This is a genomic window from Infirmifilum sp. (assembly GCF_049970975.1).
GTDB lineage: Archaea > Thermoproteota > Thermoprotei > Thermofilales > Thermofilaceae > Thermofilum > Thermofilum uzonense.
The window spans coordinates 4,512-6,146 of the sequence record NZ_JBMFLX010000079.1 but is presented as its reverse complement, the minus strand read 5'-3'; the positions used below and the strand labels follow the sequence as shown (position 1 = coordinate 6,146).

Sequence of the window (1,635 nt, the reverse complement as noted above, 5' to 3'; positions counted from 1 at the left end):
TTATTTAACAGAGATCCGTCGAGAGGGAGAGTTGAGCTCTTTATTGAGGGGTGGTCTCCCAATCTACCTGTCCTACCTAGAGAAGCCGAGATTATTGCTAGGCGAGGTCGTGATAAGATCGGCGACCTCAGCAACAAGAGTGTTGAATTAATCGAGAAACAGCCGTTCACAGGTGCTTGGTACGTTTTAAGAATGTGGGAGTTCTTCCGCCGCGTCAGTGAAGTGCTCAGGGACGATGGCTTACTGATAGTGTGGTTTACGCACAGCGACCCAGATGCTTGGGAAGCTATAATGTCCTCTCTTTATGCAGCGGGTTTCACCTTGAGCAAGGCTTGGCCTACATGGACAGAAATGGCACAGAGGCGTGTAGCGTTATTGACGTCAGCCTTCTTCACATCCTTAATACTTGTGCTCAGAAAGAGAGGCGTTGTCGAAGAACTGGTTACCGGAGCCAACAACCCATCCATGATCGTGCAGGACGAGACCCTCAAGAAAGCTATTGCTAGTGCCGTATTAGACTCGCTCGCCAGTGCGTACAACTCTAAGGTCTCGGGGCCAGAGATATTCATAATGGGTCTTGCCGGCGGCATCGCGGGTGCTACCAGAATCTGGAATCCTGACATCGATAAGTTGGAGACCCCATCCCAGAAGAGCATTCTTGAATACTTTGGTGCCGTGGAGGGGGTTCTAGATAAGTCTAGGTTCAAGAAGGCATTAACATTCTATGAAAAGGTGCTTTACCCCGCAGCTGTATATCTCGCATCTACAATACTGCTCGAGGACAGTCTTAAGAGGGCTAAGCTGGATGAACGAGCAGTAAGTGAAGTGCTTAGTACAGACAGCTATACTCGCGCTTACCTCGTGCTCTGGACCGCTACACGATACGCGGGTTCTAGGGAGCTGGTTTACGACTTTGTTGAGAAGATATGCAAGATCCTGAACGTACCTCACCAGGCACTAGTAAACTTCGGACTTCTTAGAAAGTCGGCTGGATCCTCGTCAAACAAGTACGAGGTGCTCTTTGGGAGCGAATGTTATAGCGCCGTCGGCCATCGCATTGAAGTGCTCACCAAGACGTCCGCTGGGCGGGCCATACACTTGCTTAGGCTTATAGGGGGGCAGCCCAAGGAAGATGTCTCTAGGGCTGCGAAGGGTGTGATCTCATCAATGCCCGTGAGCCGCGGGGTGGCTGCTACGGCGCTGTTCCTCTTGCGCACTGCTAGAAGCAGCGAGCTCGAGCTCGTTGGGCTTTCTGAGCTCACTCGTGAATTTGCAGACAAGGTGCTGGTGGCAATATATCGAGGTGTCTAGCGTGGCACTTCCGAGGCTCAAAGAAGTTGTTGAGCTCAGCACGCTGGCATCGAAAGTGTACCGGTACCTTGAACCACAGGAGTATGTCGGCAGGCTGGCCCCCAGTCTCGGCATGGTACTGCAGAAAGACCTCGGCATAGCTGACATAGAAGTTAGCGAAGAGTTCCTAGATTCCGCAACGTTCCTCGCGACAACGTACTTCCGGGAGCCGCTGGTAGACGCGCTGAGAGTTGTAAACGTAAGCCTGCAGAATGTTTCGGAAGCCGTACCCGTCCTCCCGCTCACTCACGCAATGGGCCTCGGGAAGACCCATTTCTTAACGCT

General features: G+C 52.2%; 1 protein-coding gene and 1 pseudogene. Both read left to right on the top strand.

The window, feature by feature from the left end:
* Positions 1-1,311 (top strand): annotated as a pseudogene (locus ACP5KC_RS08270) (hypothetical protein); the annotation flags it as partial.
* Position 1,312: 1 nt separating this feature from the next.
* Positions 1,313-1,635, top strand: a 323-nt coding sequence (locus ACP5KC_RS08265; RefSeq protein ID WP_428287246.1) for a hypothetical protein, incomplete at its 3' end; no start/stop codon positions are given.